The sequence below is a fragment of the Anoxybacillus sp. FSL W8-0382 genome (assembly GCF_038003845.1).
Classification (GTDB): domain Bacteria; phylum Bacillota; class Bacilli; order Bacillales; family Anoxybacillaceae; genus Anoxybacillus; species Anoxybacillus flavithermus_G.
On record NZ_JBBOPX010000001.1, the window covers coordinates 2194520 to 2219360 of the forward strand.

The following is a 24841-nucleotide window of genomic DNA, read 5'->3' on the forward strand; positions in this document are numbered from 1 at the left end:
TTTTCACCCCTTTTTCCATCGTTCGATCCATTCAAACAGTTGTTGTTCTGTACACGTCTTATTTTCCTTCATCCATATGCGTAAAAGAAGAGGAAGCGGCAAACGAAGCTGGTGAAAAATATCCGCTTGTGAAAATATAAACGCAGGTGTACCGTGCAAAACGATGCGACCGTCATCCATAACAAACACTTCGTCTGCCCATTGCCATACGAAATCAAAATCATGAGTGATGACAACGAGCGTCGTACCTGCTTCGTGCCACTCATTTAGTTTCATGATAAGGCGCTCGCTCTGTGCAGCATCTAAATAAGCAGCTGGCTCATCGACAATAAGCAACTCCGGTTGAGAGGCCATCGCTACAGCGAGCGACAACCACTTTTTTTGTCCGAGACTGAGATGATGAATGGGCACGTCTCGCCATTCAGCAAGCGAAAATGTTTTTATCGCTCGTTCGATCCGTTCGCTATTCCCTTGCAAACTAAGCGCAAGCTCTTCCTCAATCGTTGGTGCTAAAAATTGATGTTCTGGATTTTGAAAAACGACGCCGACATGTTGACGTAAATGTTCCTTTACACGTTTTCCTTCCCAATACACCTCCCCTTTTGTTGGGCGATAAATGCCGTTTGTATGAAGCAACCATGTTGTTTTTCCACAACCGTTTTTTCCGATCAACGCATATTTTTTTCCGCGTTCGATCGTAAGTGATACTCCTTTTAAGACGTGCGCACCGTTTCGATACGTATAGTGAACATCATGAAACTGCAACATATAATCCCTCCACGATGAGTAAAACAACGATGCCAAGCGATGCTTCAATGACATACCTTTTTGGCAATTGCTCGTCCGTGCACCGCGGAACTGTAAAAGAGACGTGGCGCGCTCGTTGCGCAATGACCATCGCCTCATATTGATGCAATGTGTGGCGTAACAATTGTGCAACGGCAAGTGAAGCGATCCGCCAATTTCGTTCTCCTTGTCTCACGCGCACCGTAACAAACAGCTCCCTTGCTGCCTTTTCCAACATGAAAATGAAACGATACGTTAACAATAGAAGCTCTATTAGTACACGCGGGATGCGCAATGTTTGTAGTGCGCATGCCAAGCGAAAAAATGGCGTTGTTGCGGCAAGAAAAAAGAGAACGAGCGAGCATGTAAACGCTCGTAACCAAATCGTACCTACATATGAAACGTCCACAACAGCACCATCAAGTGAAAAAAGGAGCGGTGCGCTACTCCAAAGAATAACGAGCGCCATAAGCAAACAAACACGCAAACAAACATGCCATGGTAAGCGTGCATAAACAATAAGCCAAGTAAGCATCCATCCAACAATGAAAAAACGACCAGCATTCGTTCCAATCATCGCCCATATAAGCAAAATAAATGAAAATGTCAGTTTAAATGTCGCCCGAAGTTTCGAAAGCTGATTGCGATACGCCCATTCGTCAAGCCAGCTAACCATTTCGTTTTCGCCCTCTATATAAACCGATAATGTAGCCAATCACTCCCGCTCCAATTGCCGCCTGCAATGAAAATAGCAACGTTTCTACTTCCCCGCCGGGCGGTTCAAAAAACACATCGAACCACGGTTCATAATTGGGCGCAAGTTGTTGAATCATCTCCTCCGCAAGCGCATCCGCCCCAGCAAACTCCGTATGTTTTACAACGACGAGCGGCAAAACGATCAAAAGTGCGGCAAGGAAAAGCAATAGTCGATTGTTCATTTAGCAGACGCCCCTTTCTGTTGCAATATACTTAATTCTTGTTTCGTGTACGTATGTAAAAAATTCCATACAACAACAGTCAGAAGCCCTTCGGTAATTGCAAGCGGTATTTGAGTGACAGCAAAAATGGAAGCAAACTTTAAGAACGCCCCCCATACCCCGCCTGTTGCGTCTGGAAATGCCAGCGCAAGTTGTATCGATGTCATCACATACGTAGCTAAATTGGCAAACATCGCCGCCACAAAAACAGAAAGGCGCATCGAAATGCGAAGCTTTTGGCATGCAACAAACGACACGTACGCTACAAACGGACCGATAACCGCCATCGAAAACGCATTTGCACCGAGCGTTGTCAATCCACCATGCGCAAGCAATAATGCTTGAAACATTAACACAGCCGTACCGATGACCGTCATGACGAACGGCCCAAATAACAGCGCACCGAGGCCTGTCCCTGTCGGATGCGAGCTGCTTCCTGTGACAGATGGAATTTTTAAAGCGGAAAGAACGAATGTAAATGCGGTCGCTAGCGCAAGCAACATTTTCATTTCCGGCTGTTGTTTTACGATGCGCGTCATCGTCCGTAAACCGACGAAGAAAAATGGCAAAAATAACAACCACCAAACGAGCGCCCAATGCCAAGGTAAAAATCCTTCCATAATGTGCATCGCATATACTGAAGGTGAAAGCGCAAATAAAACGTAGACAGTCAAGCATGTACAAACGATCCACCATGCGTTTCGCTTCATTTTTCTTTCCCCCTTGTCGCAACGCTATGTTCGGGCATAACAAATCCTGTATGTTCATACGTATACGTGACGTAATCGCGCAATATGTTCCCGTCACGTACATGATTGCGTACAATGTCTCTCCCTATTTGTTCATCAATCGTACGATACCAAACACCTTCTGGATAAACGATGACGACACATGCATCTTCGCAGCGACCGTTGCATCGTGTACGCGTCGTATGAACGCGCCCATGTAACTGCAACCGATCAATTTCATCGCGAATCGCTTGCGTCACCTCTTCCCCTCCTTTTCTCATGCAGCTTCCTCCGTTGCAAATAAGCACGTGATGTGTCGTTCCTTGTAAATTCCATGTTGCCATATATGTCGCCCCTTTTTTCAAAATAAAAAAGCACCTCTAGGTAGAGGTGCAGAAAAAACGAAAGATTCAAACAATCATATATTCACAACCGTTGCTTTCCATCGTCTCCGCACGTCCACCTATATTCCCGTAGGCAGCCGACGTATCGCAAGCAGGCAGGTCTCCTGGCTTAGGTTCATCATTTCGTTGCGCCTTCCCAAAAATCAGTGGCATATTGCAACGAAACTCCCCATCACAGTGGCGGGTACCGCGACGGCTTTGCACCGTTCTTCCCTTTTAAGCATACGGACGTATGCACCGTACTTGCTCATCGTATATATTTTTTCAAAGAGCGTGAATGTTAAGAATATAATACACCATTTTTTTCTTCTCGCCTAGCCTGTTTATAAAAAAGAGTCAGTCAAGACTTTGTGGAGAACATTTTTTCGGTTCACTACGGGTGTTGTCAATCACTAGTTATAGAACCATTTGCGTCATAAACAAGGAAATAAAAATCATCGCGCAGCCGGTCGGCGACCGGAGCAAGCGACTCATCCTCAAGCCAACGTTCATATACCCAGTACACATAAATCGAGACATTTTCCCATAAGATGAGCGGCGATACACGCGTCAGGCGCCGCAACCGGACGATGAGCGGAGCGAACAAGCCGGCGAACACGTCGCGAACGGCCTGCTCGCGCCAACCGCTGCGCTCAATGCCACACATCTCCGCTTCCGGCGGCGCAAGGCGAAAGCGCGGCATCCACATTTCCCCTTCGCCGTCCGTATCAAGCCAAATTCGCTCAGGATCGAGCACAAGCCGCTTGTTCCACACCGACATGGCGTATAAGGCCATCGGCGCCAAAAAGCTTAGGCGCTTGACGAGCATCGAAACGGCAACCGCGTCATTTGCCGCCCCCATCTCGGCGCGGACGTGCGCCACATACTTCGCGAGCTGCCCGTCATCATTCAGCAGCCGGGCCAACAACATCGATGACGAGACATCAGCAGCTTCGCTTGAAAAACGGTACGTTTCCAACGTTTTCATTTCGTCTTCACGCAATCTCATCACGATACGCCTTCTTTCTGTAAAATTCTCCGTCCTTTCCCATACGGAATGCAAAGCGGGGTGCCAAAGATCGGATCGTACGTGATTTGGCAATCCATTTGGAACACATCTTTCACGAGCTGGCGGGAAATAACATCCTCCGGCTTTCCTTCGGCATACACCGTTTTATCGCGAATGGCGACGAGATGATGGGCGTAACGGCACGCTAAATTCAAATCGTGAAGCACCATGACGATCGTCCGCTGTTCTGTTGCATTGAGTTCGAACAATAAATCCAAAATATCAATTTGATGCGCCAAATCTAAGTAAGTGGTCGGCTCGTCAAGCAAGATGATGTCTGTTTCTTGCGCTAATGTCATGGCAATCCATGCGCGCTGGCGCTGGCCGCCGGACAGCGAATCAACCGGCCGCTCGGCAAGCTCTGTCAGTCCTGTTGCTGACAAAGCGCGCGCAACGGCGCGCTCATCTTCGTCGCTCCATTGCTTGAGCCACGTTTGATATGGGTAACGCCCTTGCTTGACGAGCTGAAGGACCGTCAATCCTTCCGGAGCCACAGGCGACTGCGGCAAAATGGCCAAACGGCGGGCGATTTCCTTGGTCGGCTGCTTGGCAATCTCTTTTCCATCAAGCAAGACAGCGCCGCCTGCCGGCTTCAACAGACGAGCCAAGGCGCGCAGCAACGTCGACTTGCCGCAGCCGTTCGCGCCGATGAACACCGTGATTTTCCCTTTTGGAATCGTCAAGTTCAACCGATCGATAATGAGCGCATCCCCGTACGACAATGTCAATTCTTTCGCCTGCAGCGCGTGCATGTTTGCCCCCTCCTTCATTTATGGTTTCCGGGTTCGGTACAACAAATAAATAAAATATGGCGCACCAAGTGCGGCCGTAAATACGCCGGCCGGGATTTCCGTCGGCGCCAAAAGCATCCGCCCGGCGAGATCCGCCCCCATGACGAGCACGCCGCCTAACAGCGCTGCCGTCGGAAGCAGCGCACCAAACGCCGAACCAACAAGCCGGCGTGCCATATGCGGCGCCATCAGCCCGACAAAGCCGATGCCACCGGCGAAAGCGACCGCGCCGCCGGTGAGCGCGGTGCTAAGCAAAACAAGTCCTAGCCGTTGCCGTTCGACCGCGCCGCCAAGCCCAATCGCCAGCTCATCGCCCAGCTCCTGCACATTGACATGCCGCGCGGCCAATATCGCCACAAGGAGCAGTCCGATGACCCATGGCGCCATGAGCGAAACGTGCTGCCAAGAAGCTCCATACACACTGCCCGTAATCCACACGTTTGCCTGGCTCGCCCGATAGATGGGTCCTGTGATCATCAACAGTGTCGTCAACGCCTGCATGAGCGCAGAAACGCCGATGCCGACAAGCACGAGCCGAAGCGGGGCGAGGCCGTTTTTCCACGCCAGCATATATACGAGCCAAGCAGCGGTCGCTGCGCCGAGAAAGGCGGCAAGCGGCAGCCAGTGGATGCTGACGGTCAAAGAGTTGTTTTCATCGCTAAATAGCGCCAAAAAGCCAACGACCGCGGCCGCCGCTCCGCCGGTGATGCCGAGCACATCCGGCGAAGCGAGCGGATTGCGCACCATTCCTTGCAAAATGGCACCCGCGGCAGCCAGCGCCATTCCGGCCAACCAAGCGACAAGCACACGCGGCAGGCGGAACGTCACAATCACCGTCTGATGAATTTCCTCTCCGTATCCGAACAGCGCGGCAGCGGCCTCAAGCGGGGACATGCGCATTTCGCCGCTGCCAATGCTGATCAGGAAAAGTAAGACGGCCGCTGCTATGAGCGCGGCGAGCACCGCAACAGCTTTTTTGTCATAGAAAAACGAGATGTGTTTTCCCATTCGGACCGTGATGTATTTTTTCATTTTGCGGCGATCCCCCTGCGGGCAATGTAGATGAAAAATGGAACGCCGAGCAAGGCGGTGACGATGCCGACCGGCACTTCGCGCGGCATCAGAACGTAGCGCGCCCCAATATCGGCCATAAGAAGCAAAATCCCGCCAAGCAAGGCGCAGTATGGAAGCAGCCAGCGGTGGTCGACGCCGGCCAGCGCCCGCGCCATATGCGGCACCATGATGCCGATAAAGCCGATCGGACCGGCAACAGCGACCGAACCGCCGGCGAGCAGGACAACTAAGAGAGCGGCGGCCGCTTTAATGAAGGTTGTCCGCTGCCCGAGCCCTTTCGCTACATCGTCTCCCATCATTAAGATGTTGACATGTCGCGCCAGCAACATGGCCCCAAGCCAAGCGGCAGCCAAATACGGAAAGACGGCTGCCAACAGCTCGAGCTTCCGGCCGGCGACCGACCCGGCCAGCCAAAAGAGCACTTCTTCAAGCGCTTTTTCATTCATCGCCAGCATCCCTTGCGTCAGCGAGGCAAATAAAGCCGCGACCGCCGTGCCGGCGAGCGTCATTTTGAGCGGGGTCAGCCCGTCCTTCCCCGCGGCGCTGATCACAAACACGATCAACGCCGCCATCGCCGCCCCCATAAATGCGACCCAAGACAACATTTGCAATGAAGAAATGGAAAAAAAGGTGACCGTCACAACAATCAAAAAACCGGCCCCGGCGTTAATGCCGAAAATGCCTGGCGAAGCGAGCGGGTTTCGCGTCAGCGCTTGCATGAGCGCTCCGGCCATCGCTAGGCTTGCGCCAACGGCAGCCGCAATCAACGCTCGCGGCAGCCGAACCGTCGCCGCGACTAAATGGGCATTCGATCCGTTATTGTCGATGAGAGCCGCCACCGCCTGCCGCCAACTCGTATCGGTATATCCGCAAACGATGCTCATCCACATGGCGGCAAGCAGCACAATCAGCAAACCGATAAGGCCAACCATTTTTTGACAGTTTGTCACCAGCATCTCTGAGATCTCCCTTGCTTCATTCTCTATATCTCTATCGTCAAGTATATTTGATAATGACTCTCATCGTCAATGTTTTTTTCGCATTTTCTTACACGAGTGTTGATTATCCAAAATTATACATACGCCTTCCATAAATTTGGGCATACTCAAACAAAGCAGCGGCCATCCCGGATTTCCAATCGAGAGGAAGCTGCCCAGAGAAAAAACGGCGAACAAACGAAATGAAGGAAAGAGAGACGTTCGTCCGTTTTTTTGGTTTGATCATACAGCCATCGCAGCAACACATACGCAATGAACGCCCCAAACAGCTGATTGTATACCGCATTTTCCGTCGTGCCAAACAAGGTTGGGACATTCAGATATTGCTTTACCCAGCGGAAAAAGACTTCAACGGTCCAACGTTGTTGGTACATGTCGGCAATGGTTTCCGCAGACGCATGGAAGAGATTCGTCACGACCCGAATGTCGCGGCCATTTGCATCTCGAAAGATCACTACCCGGTGACGCTTGGTCGATCGGCATTGTTTCGTCCCCAACTGGCACGTGAAGTCGGCTTGAACCGATGAAGATGTGCTGGAAAGGCGTTTCAAGCTTTTTTTCTGATGAAGTTCGATGTTGTCCTTCATTCGAATGACAAAGAGCTGATGCTGCTCCACAAATCGATCGAGGCGTTCGATTTTGAAATACGCCCGGTCTTCCACCAGCACTTGTTGAGCGTTCGTCAACTGTTCTCCCACTGGGCCATCGTGACGCAGTCCGGTCGTTTCCACCACGTCTGCCGGCAGCGAGGATTCCGGCGAATACGCGACGTGCAGCTTCACTCCGGCGCGTTCGCCGTGATACGGAGCCCATGGGAGGCGGTTTTTCCCGACCGTGACGGTCGTCGAATCCACCACCCGAAGCGGTTTGGGAAACCGAAGCGAACGGCGGGTTTGGCGGTTGCACTTGGAAATGATCAACGCCAACAAGCGTTTCATGATGTCATAGGGAACTTCTTTCGCTTTCTTGGATACTGTGGAATAATGGAATCGCGGCAATCCATACAGAGGCCCCACATCGGCTCCGTGGCGAAAGCTTTTCCATTGATGCATGGCGGCCAGCAGGAAGAAGTGAATCAACTCGCGCAACGTAAAGGTTCGAGACGAATCACGATACCCAACCGCTTCGGCAATCAGTTGAATCTCTTCATCCGAAAGTGTGAGTAAAATATTTGTGGGTGACATTCAGGAATGATTCCCCGACGAGGGTTGCGAACTTTTGTTCGCGACGCTCGTCGGGGCCACCAAGCGAAGCGCGGTAGAAAAAAGCAAATGTCATGCAAAAAGGACTCTCTCCCTGCTATGATGGTGATGACCAACATCCATAAAACAGGAGGGAGAGAGTCCATGAAACATCTTACCACAGAATGGCCTTTATTAAAAGAGCTGGAGGAACAATTAGTCAGAACTCTTCAAAAGGTGTTCGCTGTCTTGTTGGCGGCCCTTTTGGAGGAGATTGATCAACAACTGGCAGAAGCGCGGGACAAGCGCCGGTATCAGCTGAAAGACAAACGGCCGACCACGATCCAAACGCTGTTTGGAGAAGTGACGTTTCGACGGAACTACTACTATGATCGGCAGGCGGGGGCGTATACCTTCTTGCTGGATGCCGAACTGGGCTTTGATGGAGCGCAGTCGATCAGCCCTTGCCTCGAGGAAACGGCGGTCGAGTTGGCCGTAGAGTGCTCTTCCTACCGCAAAGCGGCCCGTACGTTGGAGTCGATCGTGGGGTATGCGGTCATGAGCCACGAGGCGATTCGCCAACTGGTGCTGGAGGCCCCTGTCTCGCTGCACCACCCTGTTTCCAAACGGCACGGCCGAGTGCTATTTGTGGAGGCGGATGGGCTGTTCATTTCCCGCCAGGGGAAAGGGAAACGGGCGAAAGAAGAGAAAATCCTGGCGGTTCACGAGGGATGGAAACGAAACGGTTCGCAGCTCAAGCTCGTGAACCGGCGCCACTACCTCCATGAAGGGGCGGAAGACGTGTGGGAACGGTTTGAAGAGTGGCTGATGAACGAATATGCCTATGACCCGTGCCGGGACCTTTTGATCATCAACGGCGACGCGGCGTCGTGGATCACAGCCTGCCGGGAGTATTTTGGAAAGCGAGTCTGCTTTCAGCTGGATCGATTTCATGTGGCGCGGGAGCTGCGTCAGTGTCTGTCCGGCCATCCGCGTTGGCGGGACGTGCGGAAGAAGCTGGCGAAACAAGACGAAGAAGGACTTTTGGTCGAGCTGAACAGCGCGGTCGGCACGTTGGAGGACGAAGGCAAAGAACAACAGCTGGCCGCCTTGATTCGCCGGATCGAGTCGATGCCGGGATGCATCCGGGACTATCGGGAGTGGCTGTCGGAGCAAGGGGTGGAGACGACCGGCATGCGTCCGATGGGCCACGCCGAGAGCGTGATGAGCCGGTTTGCGCATCGGGTGAAATCCCGCCGCAGCTGGAAAGACCAAGGGCTTCGGGCGTTTCTGAGGGCGATGGCGGCCCGAATCGACGGGATTTGGCGGAGAAATGGGCAGTTGGTGGAGGAAGAAGAGACCCGAACGGCTGTCTCGGCCTCGACGAAGTCCAAGCGGGTTGAACAGGCCAAACGGAAGGCAGGACGGTTATGGGCAGATGTGGTGCGTCAGAATCTACCGTGTCTGCAGCGGTCATCCGGGACGCCGATCCATCAAGCGTTGTCGGCGCTCCGGGATGGTGGTTGGGTGTAAAAAAATGGAATACAATATCATCACCTCAAGATGAGGGATGAGAGTCAGAAAGCGCTTACGATATGAATTCCTTAAAATGGTTCGCTAACTAGTGATTGACAACGCCCGTAGTGAACCGAAAAAATGTTCTCCACAAAGTCTTGACTGACTCCCAGCGAAAGGCAGCCGGGCGCTGTTTCACCCGTTCAACCAACGCCCGTCCTTCGACGGACAGCGTCCTCTGTTCTTCTTCACTCAGCGCCAAGCCGGCAAAAGCCGGATTGTGGTAAATGATCACGCCTTGCAAATTCAAGATGACCACTGCTTCTGTGAAGTGATGGAAAAAGGCCGTATATTTGTCCATGCAATTGCTACCTCGCCGTTTCACCAAAATAAGCGATGTCCACACTTCCATTTTCACAAAAATACCGACAAAAATCAACAAATTTCGCAAACATTTTGTCAAAAATATGGAACTGCCCACCGGCGGCCTCCCGGTCATCCGGTTTGCCGCTGGCGGGCTTTGAGTGGGCACGTTTGGCAGCATGTCCCCCCGTTGGTTTGCACGTATAGGCAGCACGTTGTCCGCTGCATGCCGCTCGCGCCTTTCCAAAAGCGACGGAGCGGATTGTCTTTTTGGCCAAACAGGCGGCCGTCTTCAGGAATTGATATCGTAAGCGCTTTCGGACTCTCATCCCTCATCTTGAAGTGATGATATTGTATTCCATTTTTTTTACACCCAACCAAAATCCCGAAGCGCCGACAACGCTTGATGGATCGGCGTCCCGGATGACCGCTGCAGACACGGTAGATTCTGACGCACCACATCTGCCCACAACCGTCCTGCCTTCCGTTTGGCCTGTTCAACCCGCTTGGACTTCGTCGAGGCCGAGACAGCCGTTCGGGTCTCTTCTTCCTCCACCAACTGCCCATTTCTCCGCCAAATCCCGTCGATTCGGGCCGCCATCGCCCTCAGAAACGCCCGAAGCCCTTGGTCTTTCCAGCTGCGGCGGGATTTCACCCGATGCGCAAACCGGCTCATCACGCTCTCGGCGTGGCCCATCGGACGCATGCCGGTCGTCTCCACCCCTTGCTCCGACAGCCACTCCCGATAGTCCCGGATGCATCCCGGCATCGACTCGATCCGGCGAATCAAGGCGGCCAGCTGTTGTTCTTTGCCTTCGTCCTCCAACGTGCCGACCGCGCTGTTCAGCTCGACCAAAAGTCCTTCTTCGTCTTGTTTCGCCAGCTTCTTCCGCACGTCCCGCCAACGCGGATGGCCGGACAGACACTGACGCAGCTCCCGCGCCACATGAAATCGATCCAGCTGAAAGCAGACTCGCTTTCCAAAATACTCCCGGCAGGCTGTGATCCACGACGCCGCGTCGCCGTTGATGATCAAAAGGTCCCGGCACGGGTCATAGGCATATTCGTTCATCAGCCACTCTTCAAACCGTTCCCACACGTCTTCCGCCCCTTCATGGAGGTAGTGGCGCCGGTTCACGAGCTTGAGCTGCGAACCGTTTCGTTTCCATCCCTCGTGAACCGCCAGGATTTTCTCTTCTTTCGCCCGTTTCCCTTTCCCCTGGCGGGAAATGAACAGCCCATCCGCCTCCACAAATAGCACTCGGCCGTGCCGTTTGGAAACAGGGTGGTGCAGCGAGACAGGGGCCTCCAGCACCAGTTGGCGAATCGCCTCGTGGCTCATGACCGCATACCCCACGATCGACTCCAACGTACGGGCCGCTTTGCGGTAGGAAGAGCACTCTACGGCCAACTCGACCGCCGTTTCCTCGAGGCAAGGGCTGATCGACTGCGCTCCATCAAAGCCCAGTTCGGCATCCAGCAAGAAGGTATACGCCCCCGCCTGCCGATCATAGTAGTAGTTCCGTCGAAACGTCACTTCTCCAAACAGCGTTTGGATCGTGGTCGGCCGTTTGTCTTTCAGCTGATACCGGCGCTTGTCCCGCGCTTCTGCCAGTTGTTGATCAATCTCCTCCAAAAGGGCCGCCAACAAGACAGCGAACACCTTTTGAAGAGTTCTGACTAATTGTTCCTCCAGCTCTTTTAATAAAGGCCATTCTGTGGTAAGATGTTTCATGGACTCTCTCCCTCCTGTTTTATGGATGTTGGTCATCACCATCATAGCAGGGAGAGAGTCCTTTTTGCATGACATTTGCTTTTTTCTACCGCGCTTCGCTTGGTGGCCCCGACGAGCGTCGCGAACAAAAGTTCGCAACCCTCGTCGGGGAATCATTCCTGAATGTCACCCACAAATATTTTACTCACACGTAGCTAGGCGCGTTGCGCTCACCATTCCAGCATAAAAATGGCTGATCAAGGCAGTGCGTTTTCATAAGAAAAAAGAAGACGATGCAAAGGAAGAAGAGGCTTTGCATCGCCTTTCACTGCATTACTGGCCTTGCAGAAAATATTTTTCAATATCATCCAACATCAAGTGGGCCGCAAGTACTCCGCCAGCCGTGTTCCAAATCGTGTTGCTCACTTTGTACACCTTGCCTTGTTTCGCGACGTTTAAGTTTTGAAATAGCGGGTCGTTGATCCATTCTTTTTCAAGTTCGCTCGCTTTGCCGTCCCCCGTCTCATATGTAAAGTAGAACAGGATGTCGCCATCCATTGCTGGAATGCGTTCTTTCGTCACGCCGGTTTCCGCAAAGTCGTTTACGTTTTGCGATTCCGGGCGGGCGAAGCCAAGTTGATCCAAAATGACGCCGGAGAACGAGTCTTTATGGTAAATGCGCACGTCGCCGGCCTCAAAGCGGACGATCGAGACTTTCATGTTTAACTTGTCGCCGAGTTTCGCTTTTAAGTCTTCAATGCGCTTGTCATATTCAGCAATGATTTGTTTCCCTTTTTCCTCTTGGTTCACAGCTTTCGCATACAGCATAAAGTTGTCTTTCCATTTGCCGCGCAGCGTTTCTGAGAACACGGTCGGGGCGATTTGTTTCAGTTGTTCGTAAATTTTTTCATGGCGCATTTTGTTGCCGATGATCAAATCCGGTTTCAAGGCGGCGATCGCTTCCACGTTCGGCTCTGACTCCAAACCGAGCTCTTTGACGCCTTCCATTTTATCTTTAATATGGTCGTACCACGGATCGCCCGTCCACGATTTGACGGCGCCGACCGGCTTTATGCCTAGCGCCAGCAACGCTTCTGTTCCTTCGTTCGTCAAAATGACGACCCGTTTGGGTGTTCCTTTGATTTCGGTCGAGCCCATGGCGTGTTCGACCGTGTAGCTCACTTCCGCTTTCGCCCCATTGTTTTCCGCTGGTTTGGCTGTTTCTTCCTGTTTTCCGCCGCAGCCCGCGAGAAGCAGGAGAGAAAGAATGAAGGCGGAAAAAAGGGTGAGATGTCGTGATTTCACTAGCCAATCCCCCTTGAAGTTTGATAATGAATTTCATTTACGTTGATTATAATAAATAAAATTGAGAATCGTTGTCAACTATATCATAAGAAAAGAGTCAGTCAAGACTTTGTGGAGAACATTTTTTCGGTTCACTACGGGTGTTGTCAATCACTAGTTATAGAACCATTTGCGTCATAAACAAGGAAATAAAAATCATCGCGCAGCCGGTCGGCGACCGGAGCAAGCGACTCATCCTCAAGCCAACGTTCATATACCCAGTACACATAAATCGAGACATTTTCCCATAAGATGAGCGGCGATACACGCGTCAGGCGCCGCAACCGGACGATGAGCGGAGCGAACAAGCCGGCGAACACGTCGCGAACGGCCTGCTCGCGCCAACCGCTGCGCTCAATGCCACACATCTCCGCTTCCGGCGGCGCAAGGCGAAAGCGCGGCATCCACATTTCCCCTTCGCCGTCCGTATCAAGCCAAATTCGCTCAGGATCGAGCACAAGCCGCTTGTTCCACACCGACATGGCGTATAAGGCCATCGGCGCCAAAAAGCTTAGGCGCTTGACGAGCATCGAAACGGCAACCGCGTCATTTGCCGCCCCCATCTCGGCGCGGACGTGCGCCACATACTTCGCGAGCTGCCCGTCATCATTCAGCAGCCGGGCCAACAACATCGATGACGAGACATCAGCAGCTTCGCTTGAAAAACGGTACGTTTCCAACGTTTTCATTTCGTCTTCACGCAATCTCATCACGATACGCCTTCTTTCTGTAAAATTCTCCGTCCTTTCCCATACGGAATGCAAAGCGGGGTGCCAAAGATCGGATCGTACGTGATTTGGCAATCCATTTGGAACACATCTTTCACGAGCTGGCGGGAAATAACATCCTCCGGCTTTCCTTCGGCATACACCGTTTTATCGCGAATGGCGACGAGATGATGGGCGTAACGGCACGCTAAATTCAAATCGTGAAGCACCATGACGATCGTCCGCTGTTCTGTTGCATTGAGTTCGAACAATAAATCCAAAATATCAATTTGATGCGCCAAATCTAAGTAAGTGGTCGGCTCGTCAAGCAAGATGATGTCTGTTTCTTGCGCTAATGTCATGGCAATCCATGCGCGCTGGCGCTGGCCGCCGGACAGCGAATCAACCGGCCGCTCGGCAAGCTCTGTCAGTCCTGTTGCTGACAAAGCGCGCGCAACGGCGCGCTCATCTTCGTCGCTCCATTGCTTGAGCCACGTTTGATATGGGTAACGCCCTTGCTTGACGAGCTGAAGGACCGTCAATCCTTCCGGAGCCACAGGCGACTGCGGCAAAATGGCCAAACGGCGGGCGATTTCCTTGGTCGGCTGCTTGGCAATCTCTTTTCCATCAAGCAAGACAGCGCCGCCTGCCGGCTTCAACAGACGAGCCAAGGCGCGCAGCAACGTCGACTTGCCGCAGCCGTTCGCGCCGATGAACACCGTGATTTTCCCTTTTGGAATCGTCAAGTTCAACCGATCGATAATGAGCGCATCCCCGTACGACAATGTCAATTCTTTCGCCTGCAGCGCGTGCATGTTTGCCCCCTCCTTCATTTATGGTTTCCGGGTTCGGTACAACAAATAAATAAAATATGGCGCACCAAGTGCGGCCGTAAATACGCCGGCCGGGATTTCCGTCGGCGCCAAAAGCATCCGCCCGGCGAGATCCGCCCCCATGACGAGCACGCCGCCTAACAGCGCTGCCGTCGGAAGCAGCGCACCAAACGCCGAACCAACAAGCCGGCGTGCCATATGCGGCGCCATCAGCCCGACAAAGCCGATGCCACCGGCGAAAGCGACCGCGCCGCCGGTGAGCGCGGTGCTAAGCAAAACAAGTCCTAGCCGTTGCCGTTCGACCGCGCCGCCAAGCCCAATCGCCAGCTCATCGCCCAGCTCCTGCACATTGACATGCCGCGCGGCCAATATCGCCACAAGGAGCAGTCCGATGACCCATGGCGCCATGAGCGAAACGTGCTGCCAAGAAGCTCCATACACACTGCCCGTAATCCACACGTTTGCCTGGCTCGCCCGATAGATGGGTCCTGTGATCATCAACAGTGTCGTCAACGCCTGCATGAGCGCAGAAACGCCGATGCCGACAAGCACGAGCCGAAGCGGGGCGAGGCCGTTTTTCCACGCCAGCATATATACGAGCCAAGCAGCGGTCGCTGCGCCGAGAAAGGCGGCAAGCGGCAGCCAGTGGATGCTGACGGTCAAAGAGTTGTTTTCATCGCTAAATAGCGCCAAAAAGCCAACGACCGCGGCCGCCGCTCCGCCGGTGATGCCGAGCACATCCGGCGAAGCGAGCGGATTGCGCACCATTCCTTGCAAAATGGCACCCGCGGCAGCCAGCGCCATTCCGGCCAACCAAGCGACAAGCACACGCGGCAGGCGGAACGTCACAATCACCGTCTGATGAATTTCCTCTCCGTATCCGAACAGCGCGGCAGCGGCCTCAAGCGGGGACATGCGCATTTCGCCGCTGCCAATGCTGATCAGGAAAAGTAAGACGGCCGCTGCTATGAGCGCGGCGAGCACCGCAACAGCTTTTTTGTCATAGAAAAACGAGATGTGTTTTCCCATTCGGACCGTGATGTATTTTTTCATTTTGCGGCGATCCCCCTGCGGGCAATGTAGATGAAAAATGGAACGCCGAGCAAGGCGGTGACGATGCCGACCGGCACTTCGCGCGGCATCAGAACGTAGCGCGCCCCAATATCGGCCATAAGAAGCAAAATCCCGCCAAGCAAGGCGCAGTATGGAAGCAGCCAGCGGTGGTCGACGCCGGCCAGCGCCCGCGCCATATGCGGCACCATGATGCCGATAAAGCCGATCGGACCGGCAACAGCGACCGAACCGCCGGCGAGCAGGACAACTAAGAGAGCGGCGGCCGCTTTAATGAAGGTTGTCCGCTGCCCGAGCCCTTTCGCTACATCGTCTCCCATCATTAAGATGTTGACATGTCGCGCCAGCAACATGGCCCCAAGCCAAGCGGCAGCCAAATACGGAAAGACGGCTGCCAACAGCTCGAGCTTCCGGCCGGCGACCGACCCGGCCAGCCAAAAGAGCACTTCTTCAAGCGCTTTTTCATTCATCGCCAGCATCCCTTGCGTCAGCGAGGCAAATAAAGCCGCGACCGCCGTGCCGGCGAGCGTCATTTTGAGCGGGGTCAGCCCGTCCTTCCCCGCGGCGCTGATCACAAACACGATCAACGCCGCCATCGCCGCCCCCATAAATGCGACCCAAGACAACATTTGCAATGAAGAAATGGAAAAAAAGGTGACCGTCACAACAATCAAAAAACCGGCCCCGGCGTTAATGCCGAAAATGCCTGGCGAAGCGAGCGGGTTTCGCGTCAGCGCTTGCATGAGCGCTCCGGCCATCGCTAGGCTTGCGCCAACGGCAGCCGCAATCAACGCTCGCGGCAGCCGAACCGTCGCCGCGACTAAATGGGCATTCGATCCGTTATTGTCGATGAGAGCCGCCACCGCCTGCCGCCAACTCGTATCGGTATATCCGCAAACGATGCTCATCCACATGGCGGCAAGCAGCACAATCAGCAAACCGATAAGGCCAACCATTTTTTGACAGTTTGTCACCAGCATCTCTGAGATCTCCCTTGCTTCATTCTCTATATCTCTATCGTCAAGTATATTTGATAATGACTCTCATCGTCAATGTTTTTTTCGCATTTTCTTACACGAGTGTTGATTATCCAAAATTATACATACGCCTTCCATAAATTTGGGCATACTCAAACAAAGCAGCGGCCATCCCGGATTTCCAATCGAGAGGAAGCTGCCCAGAGAAAAAACGGCGAACAAACGAAATGAAGGAAAGAGAGACGTTCGTCCGTTTTTTTGGTTTGATCATACAGCCATCGCAGCAACACATACGCAATGAACGCCCCAAACAGCTGATTGTATACCGCATTTTCCGTCGTGCCAAACAAGGTTGGGACATTCAGATATTGCTTTACCCAGCGGAAAAAGACTTCAACGGTCCAACGTTGTTGGTACATGTCGGCAATGGTTTCCGCAGACGCATGGAAGAGATTCGTCACGACCCGAATGTCGCGGCCATTTGCATCTCGAAAGATCACTACCCGGTGACGCTTGGTCGATCGGCATTGTTTCGTCCCCAACTGGCACGTGAAGTCGGCTTGAACCGATGAAGATGTGCTGGAAAGGCGTTTCAAGCTTTTTTTCTGATGAAGTTCGATGTTGTCCTTCATTCGAATGACAAAGAGCTGATGCTGCTCCACAAATCGATCGAGGCGTTCGATTTTGAAATACGCCCGGTCTTCCACCAGCACTTGTTGAGCGTTCGTCAACTGTTCTCCCACTGGGCCATCGTGACGCAGTCCGGTCGTTTCCACCACGTCTGCCGGCAGCGAGGATTCCGGCGAATACGCGACGTGCAGCTTCACTCCGGCGCGTTCGCCGTGATACGGAGCCCATGGGAGGCGGTTTTTCCCGACCGTGACGGTCGTCGAATCCACCACCCGAAGCGGTTTGGGAAACCGAAGCGAACGGCGGGTTTGGCGGTTGCACTTGGAAATGATCAACGCCAACAAGCGTTTCATGATGTCATAGGGAACTTCTTTCGCTTTCTTGGATACTGTGGAATAATGGAATCGCGGCAATCCATACAGAGGCCCCACATCGGCTCCGTGGCGAAAGCTTTTCCATTGATGCATGGCGGCCAGCAGGAAGAAGTGAATCAACTCGCGCAACGTAAAGGTTCGAGACGAATCACGATACCCAACCGCTTCGGCAATCAGTTGAATCTCTTCATCCGAAAGTGTGAGTAAAATATTTGTGGGTGACATTCAGGAATGATTCCCCGACGAGGGTTGCGAACTTTTGTTCGCGACGCTCGTCGGGGCCACCAAGCGAAGCGCGGTAGAAAAAAGCAAATGTCATGCAAAAAGGACTCTCTCCCTGCTATGATGGTGATGACCAACATCCATAAAACAGGAGGGAGAGAGTCCATGAAACATCTTACCACAGAATGGCCTTTATTAAAAGAGCTGGAGGAACAATTAGTCAGAACTCTTCAAAAGGTGTTCGCTGTCTTGTTGGCGGCCCTTTTGGAGGAGATTGATCAACAACTGGCAGAAGCGCGGGACAAGCGCCGGTATCAGCTGAAAGACAAACGGCCGACCACGATCCAAACGCTGTTTGGAGAAGTGACGTTTCGACGGAACTACTACTATGATCGGCAGGCGGGGGCGTATACCTTCTTGCTGGATGCCGAACTGGGCTTTGATGGAGCGCAGTCGATCAGCCCTTGCCTCGAGGAAACGGCGGTCGAGTTGGCCGTAGAGTGCTCTTCCTACCGCAAAGCGGCCCGTACGTTGGAGTCGATCGTGGGGTATGCGGTCATGAGCCACGAGGCGATTCGCCAACTGGTGCTGGAGGCCCCTGTCTCGCTGCACCACCCTGTTTCCAAACGGCACGGCCGAGTGCTATTTGTGGAGGCGGATGGGCTGTTCATTTCCCGCCAGGGGAAAGGGAAACGGGCGAAAGAAGAGAAAATCCTGGCGGTTCACGAGGGATGGAAACGAAACGGTTCGCAGCTCAAGCTCGTGAACCGGCGCCACTACCTCCATGAAGGGGCGGAAGACGTGTGGGAACGGTTTGAAGAGTGGCTGATGAACGAATATGCCTATGACCCGTGCCGGGACCTTTTGATCATCAACGGCGACGCGGCGTCGTGGATCACAGCCTGCCGGGAGTATTTTGGAAAGCGAGTCTGCTTTCAGCTGGATCGATTTCATGTGGCGCGGGAGCTGCGTCAGTGTCTGTCCGGCCATCCGCGTTGGCGGGACGTGCGGAAGAAGCTGGCGAAACAAGACGAAGAAGGACTTTTGGTCGAGCTGAACAGCGCGGTCGGCACGTTGGAGGACGAAGGCAAAGAACAACAGCTGGCCGCCTTGATTCGCCGGATCGAGTCGATGCCGGGATGCATCCGGGACTATCGGGAGTGGCTGTCGGAGCAAGGGGTGGAGACGACCGGCATGCGTCCGATGGGCCACGCCGAGAGCGTGATGAGCCGGTTTGCGCATCGGGTGAAATCCCGCCGCAGCTGGAAAGACCAAGGGCTTCGGGCGTTTCTGAGGGCGATGGCGGCCCGAATCGACGGGATTTGGCGGAGAAATGGGCAGTTGGTGGAGGAAGAAGAGACCCGAACGGCTGTCTCGGCCTCGACGAAGTCCAAGCGGGTTGAACAGGCCAAACGGAAGGCAGGACGGTTGTGGGCAGATGTGGTGCGTCAGAATCTACCGTGTCTGCAGCGGTCATCCGGGACGCCGATCCATCAAGCGTTGTCGGCGCTTCGGGATTTTGGTTGGGTGTAAAAAAAATGGAATACAATATCATCACTTCAAGATGAGGGATGAGAGTCCGAAAGCGCTTACGATATCAATTCCTGAAGACGGCCGCCTGTTTGGCCAAAAAGACAATCCGCTCCGTCGCTTTTGGAAAGGCGCGAGCGGCATGCAGCGGACAACGTGCTGCCTATACGTGCAAACCAACGGGGGGACATGCTGCCAAACGTGCCCACTCAAAGCCCGCCAGCGGCAAACCGGATGACCGGGAGGCCGCCGGTGGGCAGTTCCATATTTTTGACAAAATGTTTGCGAAATTTGTTGATTTTTGTCGGTATTTTTGTGAAAATGGAAGTGTGGACATCGCTTATTTTGGTGAAACGGCGAGGTAGCAATTGCATGGACAAATATACGGCCTTTTTCCATCACTTCACAGAAGCAGTGGTCATCTTGAATTTGCAAGGCGTGATCATTTACCACAATCCGGCTTTTGCCGGCTTGGCGCTGAGTGAAGAAGAACAGAGGACGCTGTCCGTCGAAGGACGGGCGTTGGTTGAACGGGTGAAACAGCGCCCGGCTGCCTTTCGCTGGGAGTCAGTCAAGACTTTGTGGAGAACATTTTTTCGGTTCACTACGGGCGTTGTCAATCACTAGTTAGCGAACCATTTTAAGGAATTCATATCGTAAGCGCTTTCTGACTCTCATCCCTCATCTTGAGGTGATGATATTGTATTCCATTTTTTTACACCCAACCACCATCCCGGAGCGCCGACAACGCTTGATGGATCGGCGTCCCGGATGACCGCTGCAGACACGGTAGATTCTGACGCACCACATCTGCCCATAACCGTCCTGCCTTCCGTTTGGCCTGTTCAACCCGCTTGGACTTCGTCGAGGCCGAGACAGCCGTTCGGGTCTCTTCTTCCTCCACCAACTGCCCATTTCTCCGCCAAATCCCGTCGATTCGGGCCGCCATCGCCCTCAGAAACGCCCGAAGCCCTTGGTCTTTCCAGCTGCGGCGGGATTTCACCCGATGCGCAAACCGGCTCATCACGCTCTCGGCGTGGCCCATCGGACGCATGCCGGTCGTCTCCACCCCTTGCTCCGACAGCCACTCCCGATAGTCCCGGATGCATCCCGGCATCGACTCGATCCGGCGAATCAAGGCGGCCAGCTGTTGTTCTTTGCCTTCGTCCTCCAACGTGCCGACCGCGCTGTTCAGCTCGACCAAAAGTCCTTCTTCGTCTTGTTTCGCCAGCTTCTTCCGCACGTCCCGCCAACGCGGATGGCCGGACAGACACTGACGCAGCTCCCGCGCCACATGAAATCGATCCAGCTGAAAGCAGACTCGCTTTCCAAAATACTCCCGGCAGGCTGTGATCCACGACGCCGCGTCGCCGTTGATGATCAAAAGGTCCCGGCACGGGTCATAGGCATATTCGTTCATCAGCCACTCTTCAAACCGTTCCCACACGTCTTCCGCCCCTTCATGGAGGTAGTGGCGCCGGTTCACGAGCTTGAGCTGCGAACCGTTTCGTTTCCATCCCTCGTGAACCGCCAGGATTTTCTCTTCTTTCGCCCGTTTCCCTTTCCCCTGGCGGGAAATGAACAGCCCATCCGCCTCCACAAATAGCACTCGGCCGTGCCGTTTGGAAACAGGGTGGTGCAGCGAGACAGGGGCCTCCAGCACCAGTTGGCGAATCGCCTCGTGGCTCATGACCGCATACCCCACGATCGACTCCAACGTACGGGCCGCTTTGCGGTAGGAAGAGCACTCTACGGCCAACTCGACCGCCGTTTCCTCGAGGCAAGGGCTGATCGACTGCGCTCCATCAAAGCCCAGTTCGGCATCCAGCAAGAAGGTATACGCCCCCGCCTGCCGATCATAGTAGTAGTTCCGTCGAAACGTCACTTCTCCAAACAGCGTTTGGATCGTGGTCGGCCGTTTGTCTTTCAGCTGATACCGGCGCTTGTCCCGCGCTTCTGCCAGTTGTTGATCAATCTCCTCCAAAAGGGCCGCCAACAAGACAGCGAACACCTTTTGAAGAGTTCTGACTAATTGTTCCTCCAGCTCTTTTAATAAAGGCCATTCTGTGGTAAGATGTTTCATGGACTCTCTCCCTCCTGTTTTATGGATGTTGGTCATCACCATCATAGCAGGGAGAGAGTCCTTTTTGCATGACATTTGCTTTTTTCTACCGCGCTTCGCTTGGTGGCCCCGACGAGCGTCGCGAACAAAAGTTCGCAACCCTCGTCGGGGAATCATTCCTGAATGTCACCCACAAATATTTTACTCACACGTCGGAAATCGTAAAGGGGTTGTCTTGTTTGGCAAAAAAGCTTTCTTTATTTGCGCTCACTTGGCCCATTTTTATTGAATTGACGCTTCATATGTTGACGGGCAATGCCGATACGTTTATGCTTAGTCACTACACAGATGAAGCGGTTGCGGCTGTCGGGGTGGCCAATCAGTTATTGTTTATGGTCGTTGTCATGTTTGGCTTTATCGCAACAGGAACATCGATTTTAATTGCACAATATGCTGGGGCAAACGATGAAAAAACAGCTTCCTATATTGGAGCTACTTCCATTTGGGCAAATTTATTATTTGGCGTCGTATTAAGCGTTGCGCTTTGGATAGGAAGCGATTATCTCCTTCAAGTAATGAACGTTCCAAACGAGCTAATGGCTGATGCGCGTGCTTATTTATGGATTGTTGGTGGTTTTTCATTTGTGCAAGCGCTCATTATGACGCTCGGGGCGATTTTGCGCAGCTACGGGTTTACACGCGATATGATGAATATTACGATTGGAGTCAACATATTAAACATCATTGGCAACTATTTCGTATTGTTCGGACCGTTTGGCTTACCGGTTTTAGGTGTTGAAGGGGTCGCTTGGTCAACAACGATCAGCCGGATGATCGGGCTTGTCATTGGATTTTTGCTCATCATGAAACGTCTCCCATATCCTCTCCCACTGTTATCGAAAGAGGCGTTTTCATTTGCTTACGTTAAACAATTATTAAAAATTGGCATTCCATCTGCCGGCGAACATGTCGCTTACAATACGTCACAGCTTGTCATCACGTATTTTATTACAATGCTTGGCACAGAGGCATTAACGACGAGAGTATATACACAAAACATCATGATGTTCATTTTTTTATTTAGCGTCGCCATCGGGCAAGGGACGCAAATTATCGTCGGGCATCTCGTCGGGGCACAACGTTTTGACGAAGCGTATGCTCGCTGTTTAAAAAGTTTGCGGCTCGCCGTCATCATTTCGTTTACAGCAGCCGCCTTGTTTTCTCTTTTTTCCGATCAACTGTTTTCCATTTTCACAAGCAATAAATGGATGATTGAAACAGGCGGGACGCTCATTTTGCTGACGATGCTTCTTGAACCTGGTCGTTCGTTTAACCTTGTGATTATTAACTCCCTTCGTGCTGCTGGCGATGTGAAATTTCCTGTCTATATCGGCGTCGCTTCGATGTGGGGAATAAGCATCCCGCTTGCCTACCTCCTTGGCATTTCATTCGATCTTGGTTTAGTCGGCATCTGGCTCGCCTTTGCGGCAGACGAATGGATACGTGGCTTACTCGTCTATTGGCGTTGGAAATCAAACGTATGGCGCACAAAATCGTTCGTCAAAAAGGAAGCGACAGCTTAAAAACCCGAACAACGACGACGTTGTTCGGGTTTTCTCAGTTTTCTTTTAAATGAATGTTATAATGCTCAAACCATTCATGAAACTGAATAAAATACGCCAAAAGTTGCGGACCGGACATCAATTGCCCGAACCATGGAATGCGAAACGACTGTCCTTTCGTCTCTACTAATTCCTTTAACTTCTTTGCATCAAACAGTTCATATAAAACGGACGAGCGATTCGCTAAAATGGTCTCTAGTCGTTCCGCTACGATGTCTGTATAGCGCGGATGATGCGTTTTCGGATACGGACTTTTTTTCCGATACAATACGTCATCAGGCAACATGCCTTCTAACGCCTTACGCAAAATCCCCTTTTCGCGATTGTTATGCATTTTCATCTCCCACGGAATGTTCCATACGTACTCGACAAGGCGATGGTCCGCAAACGGGACGCGCACTTCTAAACTCGCCGCCATGCTCATTCGGTCTTTCCGATCTAAAAGCGTCGTCATAAACCAAATCATATTTAAGTAAAATAGTTCGCGGCGACGTTTTTCTTCTCCGCTTTCTCCGTCCGCGTGAGGAACTTCACGAAGCGTTTCTTTATAGCGCATATCGGCATACTCATGAAGCGGCAGTTTTTCACGCCACGTTTCATTGAGAAGATCGAATCGTTCATGCAATGAACGCATCCACGGAAATCCGTCTCGCTCAAAGTCTTCTTTTCTATGGAACCATGGATAGCCTCCAAAAATTTCGTCGGCACATTCTCCAGATAGACTCACAACAAACTGTTGCTTAATTTGGCGACAAAACCAAAGAAGCGACGAATCAATATCAGCCATCCCCGGTAAGTCGCGCGCAATCATCGCTTCCGTCAAATAGTCGGCTAGCTGTTGTTGCGAAATGACACACGTATGATGAACGGTTTGAAACGCATCAGACATTTGTTTAATCCAAGGACCATCGCTATTCGGCTGAAAGGCGTTCGCAGTAAAATATTGTTCATTTTCTTCGTAATCAATGGAATACGTATGAAGCGGTCCTTTTCCTTCTCGTTCAAACGACTGCGCCGCAATCGCTGTAATGGCGCTTGAATCGACCCCACCCGATAAAAACGTACACACAGGGACGTCTGAAACGAGTTGGCGCGTAACGGCATCAATAAGCAACGTGCGAATATGCTCGACTGTTTCGTCAAACGAATGAACGTGTGGGGCGCTTTTCACGTTCCAGTATCGCCATTGCCGTATCCCCTCTTTATTCACGATCATCGCATGAGCCGGGCGCAGTTCGTGAATCGTTCGAAATACGCCATGTCCCGGAGTGCGTGACGGACCGAGCGCTAAAATTTCGCATAAACTTTCGCGATCAATTTCCGCTCGAACGTTTGGATGCGCTAAAATCGCTTTAATTTCCGAAGCGAATAAAAACTCTCCTTGTTCATGACGATAAAAGAGCGGCTTCACTCCTAAACGATCGCGCGCTAAAAACAAATGACGGCGCTCACCATCCCAAACCGCAAATGCAAAAATGCCGTTTAAATGATCGACACATTGTTCACGCCATTCCATGTATGCGGTAAGCAACACTTCTGTATCGGAATGCCCTTGAAACGTATATCCTTTTTGCAATAACTGTTTGCGAATATCTTCTGTATTATACAGTTCGCCATTATAACAAATCGTATAGGCATAACCGTTTTTTATTCGCGTCATCGGCTGGACGCCGCCTGCTGGGTCGACAACGACAAGCCGCTTATGCCCAAATGCGACATGATCGTCCATCCAAACATTTGTATCATCCGGTCCTCTAAATGAAAGCGTATTGGCCATGTTGAGAACAACATCTCTTTCTTGGCGCAACTGACGCTCAAAATGAACCCATCCGGTAATTCCGCACACGTCAATCATTCCCTTCTGTTGTGAACAAGTATGAAGCATGCTTT

At 52.4% G+C, this 24841-nt stretch carries 20 protein-coding genes, 6 pseudogenes and 1 riboswitch; of the genes and pseudogenes, 5 read left to right on the forward strand and 21 right to left on the reverse strand.

What is annotated here, in order from left to right; all coding sequences use genetic code 11:
• Positions 1 to 3: 3 nt before the first annotated feature.
• The 10 genes and pseudogenes from NSS60_RS11575 to NSS60_RS11620 form a co-directional block, all read right to left on the reverse strand.
• Positions 4 to 768, reverse strand: coding sequence for an energy-coupling factor ABC transporter ATP-binding protein (locus NSS60_RS11575; protein WP_004891941.1), 765 nt, complete (start codon positions 766 to 768; stop codon positions 4 to 6).
• On the reverse strand, positions 752 to 1462 hold the full coding sequence (locus NSS60_RS11580; RefSeq protein WP_004891944.1) for a CbiQ family ECF transporter T component: 711 nt from the start codon (positions 1460 to 1462) through the stop codon (positions 752 to 754). Before NSS60_RS11580 ends, NSS60_RS11575 begins: the two co-directional genes overlap by 17 nt.
• The gene (locus tag NSS60_RS11585) at positions 1455 to 1724 is read right to left on the reverse strand and encodes an energy-coupling factor ABC transporter substrate-binding protein (RefSeq protein ID WP_004891947.1); all 270 of its coding nucleotides are present in this window, start codon (positions 1722 to 1724) and stop codon (positions 1455 to 1457) included. Before NSS60_RS11585 ends, NSS60_RS11580 begins: the two co-directional genes overlap by 8 nt.
• The gene (locus NSS60_RS11590; RefSeq protein WP_004891951.1) at positions 1721 to 2473 is read right to left on the reverse strand and encodes an energy-coupling factor ABC transporter permease; all 753 of its coding nucleotides are present in this window, start codon (positions 2471 to 2473) and stop codon (positions 1721 to 1723) included. The genes NSS60_RS11585 and NSS60_RS11590 overlap by 4 nt, the downstream gene beginning before the upstream one ends.
• Positions 2470 to 2835: a (2Fe-2S) ferredoxin domain-containing protein gene (locus NSS60_RS11595; protein ID WP_003395475.1), complete on the reverse strand. Its 366-nt coding sequence runs from the start codon at positions 2833 to 2835 to the stop codon at positions 2470 to 2472. Before NSS60_RS11595 ends, NSS60_RS11590 begins: the two co-directional genes overlap by 4 nt.
• Before the next feature lie 137 nt (positions 2836 to 2972).
• Positions 2973 to 3153: riboswitch (cobalamin riboswitch) on the reverse strand.
• Between the two features lie 127 nt (positions 3154 to 3280).
• Positions 3281 to 3883 (reverse strand): IucA/IucC family C-terminal-domain containing protein, encoded by a 603-nt coding sequence (locus NSS60_RS11600; RefSeq protein WP_088223767.1) that lies wholly within the window; start codon positions 3881 to 3883, stop codon positions 3281 to 3283.
• The gene (locus NSS60_RS11605) at positions 3883 to 4695 is read right to left on the reverse strand and encodes an ABC transporter ATP-binding protein (RefSeq protein ID WP_049625289.1); all 813 of its coding nucleotides are present in this window, start codon (positions 4693 to 4695) and stop codon (positions 3883 to 3885) included. The genes NSS60_RS11600 and NSS60_RS11605 overlap by 1 nt, the downstream gene beginning before the upstream one ends.
• An 18-nt stretch (positions 4696 to 4713) precedes the next feature.
• Entirely contained in the window at positions 4714 to 5766 is a 1053-nt protein-coding gene (locus NSS60_RS11610) for a FecCD family ABC transporter permease (protein WP_049625288.1), read from the reverse strand.
• Positions 5763 to 6764 carry a FecCD family ABC transporter permease gene (locus NSS60_RS11615; RefSeq protein WP_340720872.1) on the reverse strand — a complete coding sequence of 334 codons (1002 nt, stop codon included), beginning with the start codon at positions 6762 to 6764 and terminating at the stop codon, positions 5763 to 5765. Before NSS60_RS11615 ends, NSS60_RS11610 begins: the two co-directional genes overlap by 4 nt.
• Before the next feature lie 106 nt (positions 6765 to 6870).
• A pseudogene (locus NSS60_RS11620) lies at positions 6871 to 7990 on the reverse strand (IS4 family transposase).
• Between the two features lie 162 nt (positions 7991 to 8152).
• On the opposite strand from NSS60_RS11620, the gene NSS60_RS11625 reads away from it, so the two are divergent.
• Complete coding sequence (locus NSS60_RS11625) at positions 8153 to 9520, forward strand: ISLre2 family transposase (protein ID WP_340720873.1); 1368 nt, start codon at positions 8153 to 8155, stop codon at positions 9518 to 9520.
• Between the two features lie 148 nt (positions 9521 to 9668).
• Here NSS60_RS11625 and NSS60_RS11630 read toward each other — a convergent pair.
• The 9 genes and pseudogenes from NSS60_RS11630 to NSS60_RS11670 all read right to left on the reverse strand — a co-directional run.
• Positions 9669 to 10001, reverse strand: a pseudogene (locus tag NSS60_RS11630) (GGDEF domain-containing protein); the annotation flags it as partial.
• Positions 9998 to 10156: pseudogene (locus tag NSS60_RS11635) on the reverse strand (iron reductase); the annotation flags it as partial. The pseudogenes NSS60_RS11630 and NSS60_RS11635, both read right to left, overlap by 4 nt.
• 76 nt (positions 10157 to 10232) lie before the next feature.
• Complete coding sequence (locus NSS60_RS11640) at positions 10233 to 11600, reverse strand: ISLre2 family transposase (protein ID WP_340720874.1); 1368 nt, start codon at positions 11598 to 11600, stop codon at positions 10233 to 10235.
• A 312-nt stretch (positions 11601 to 11912) separates the two neighbouring features.
• Complete coding sequence (locus tag NSS60_RS11645) at positions 11913 to 12884, reverse strand: ABC transporter substrate-binding protein (RefSeq protein WP_049625478.1); 972 nt, start codon at positions 12882 to 12884, stop codon at positions 11913 to 11915.
• Positions 12885 to 13030: 146 nt separating this feature from the next.
• A complete protein-coding gene (locus NSS60_RS11650; protein ID WP_088223767.1) occupies positions 13031 to 13633 on the reverse strand; it encodes an IucA/IucC family C-terminal-domain containing protein in 603 nt (200 codons plus the stop codon).
• Positions 13633 to 14445 (reverse strand): ABC transporter ATP-binding protein, encoded by an 813-nt coding sequence (locus NSS60_RS11655; RefSeq protein ID WP_049625289.1) that lies wholly within the window; start codon positions 14443 to 14445, stop codon positions 13633 to 13635. The genes NSS60_RS11650 and NSS60_RS11655 overlap by 1 nt, the downstream gene beginning before the upstream one ends.
• A gap of 18 nt (positions 14446 to 14463) precedes the next feature.
• Positions 14464 to 15516 (reverse strand): FecCD family ABC transporter permease, encoded by a 1053-nt coding sequence (locus tag NSS60_RS11660; protein ID WP_049625288.1) that lies wholly within the window; start codon positions 15514 to 15516, stop codon positions 14464 to 14466.
• The gene (locus tag NSS60_RS11665) at positions 15513 to 16514 is read right to left on the reverse strand and encodes a FecCD family ABC transporter permease (RefSeq protein WP_340720872.1); all 1002 of its coding nucleotides are present in this window, start codon (positions 16512 to 16514) and stop codon (positions 15513 to 15515) included. Before NSS60_RS11665 ends, NSS60_RS11660 begins: the two co-directional genes overlap by 4 nt.
• A gap of 106 nt (positions 16515 to 16620) precedes the next feature.
• Positions 16621 to 17740 (reverse strand): annotated as a pseudogene (locus NSS60_RS11670) (IS4 family transposase).
• A gap of 162 nt (positions 17741 to 17902) precedes the next feature.
• Between NSS60_RS11670 and NSS60_RS11675 the strand changes: the two are divergent.
• The 3 genes and pseudogenes from NSS60_RS11675 to NSS60_RS11685 all read left to right on the forward strand — a co-directional run.
• Positions 17903 to 19270: an ISLre2 family transposase gene (locus NSS60_RS11675; RefSeq protein WP_340720874.1), complete on the forward strand. Its 1368-nt coding sequence runs from the start codon at positions 17903 to 17905 to the stop codon at positions 19268 to 19270.
• Between the two features lie 76 nt (positions 19271 to 19346).
• Positions 19347 to 19505, forward strand: a pseudogene (locus NSS60_RS11680) (iron reductase); the annotation flags it as partial.
• A pseudogene (locus tag NSS60_RS11685) lies at positions 19502 to 19834 on the forward strand (GGDEF domain-containing protein); the annotation flags it as partial. The pseudogenes NSS60_RS11680 and NSS60_RS11685, both read left to right, overlap by 4 nt.
• Positions 19835 to 19982: 148 nt before the next feature.
• On the opposite strand, the gene NSS60_RS11690 reads toward NSS60_RS11685, so the two are convergent.
• On the reverse strand, positions 19983 to 21350 hold the full coding sequence (locus NSS60_RS11690; protein ID WP_340720873.1) for an ISLre2 family transposase: 1368 nt from the start codon (positions 21348 to 21350) through the stop codon (positions 19983 to 19985).
• 218 nt (positions 21351 to 21568) lie between these two features.
• Between NSS60_RS11690 and NSS60_RS11695 the strand changes: the two genes are divergently transcribed.
• Positions 21569 to 22912 (forward strand): MATE family efflux transporter, encoded by a 1344-nt coding sequence (locus tag NSS60_RS11695; protein ID WP_080601165.1) that lies wholly within the window; start codon positions 21569 to 21571, stop codon positions 22910 to 22912.
• Positions 22913 to 22946: 34 nt separating this feature from the next.
• On the opposite strand, the gene asnB is transcribed toward NSS60_RS11695, so the two are convergent.
• On the reverse strand, positions 22947 to 24797 hold the full coding sequence (gene asnB, locus NSS60_RS11700; protein WP_004891976.1) for an asparagine synthase (glutamine-hydrolyzing): 1851 nt from the start codon (positions 24795 to 24797) through the stop codon (positions 22947 to 22949).
• Positions 24798 to 24841 lie beyond the last annotated feature (44 nt).